Annotated in this window: 1 protein-coding gene; it reads right to left on the bottom strand. The window is 51.4% G+C overall.

All coding sequences use genetic code 11. The annotated features are described in order from the left end of the window. Positions 1-255: hypothetical protein (locus V6E90_RS21700; protein WP_332606434.1), on the bottom strand; the 255-nt coding region annotated here is incomplete at both ends.

Here is a 255-nt window from a genome sequence, read left to right as displayed (position 1 = left end):
CTGTACCAAGCACTGCATCTGGTCCCAATGCCACGCGTGCATCGAAGCTACCATCCGCACCTAATTCAGTCGCATTCAAGATGCCGTCACCGTTTAAGTCATCTGGCACTGTGATTGCACCAATCAAATCAGCTGGCGATGTATCCACGGTAATGGTCACATCTGCATTCGCTGTATCGATGTTACCTTGAGCATCTACAGCTTCTGCATGGATGGTGATCGGGCCATCGCCTGTCACTGCAACTGCTGCTGTGA

The organism is Acinetobacter sp. ESBL14 (assembly GCF_036668815.1).
GTDB classification, from domain to species: Bacteria; Pseudomonadota; Gammaproteobacteria; order Pseudomonadales; family Moraxellaceae; genus Acinetobacter; species Acinetobacter gyllenbergii.
Note: the sequence above shows the minus strand (reverse complement) of the source record. Positions and strands in the feature narration are given on the sequence as shown.